Annotated in this window: 1 pseudogene; it reads right to left on the bottom strand. The window is 60.0% G+C overall.

What is annotated here, in order from left to right:
- Positions 1–32: 32 nt before the first annotated feature.
- Positions 33–191: pseudogene (locus tag ACFZPT_RS27175) on the bottom strand (GTP-binding protein); the annotation flags it as partial.
- Positions 192–230: the final 39 nt, after the last annotated feature.

Below are 230 nucleotides of genomic sequence, written 5' to 3' on the forward strand. Positions count from 1 at the left end.
TCTTCCTCGGTGCAGCCGATGGAGCACTGTTAGAGGATCTCGCCGTCGATGCCCAACTCACCGAACTCGTAGACGATCACCGCAATGCGACGGCCCTGAGCGTTGTCGAGCATAAGGCGCAGCAACGTGGTTTTGCCCGAGCCGAGGAAGCCGGTAACGATAGTGACGGGAAGTTTGGCCAGTGTTATCATCGGATGCCCTTGGGGGCGGGCATACGGGACGATAGGCCC

The sequence above is a fragment of the Pseudomonas sp. MD330_10 genome (assembly GCF_042610415.1).
Classification (GTDB): domain Bacteria; phylum Pseudomonadota; class Gammaproteobacteria; order Pseudomonadales; family Pseudomonadaceae; genus Aquipseudomonas; species Aquipseudomonas rhodesiae.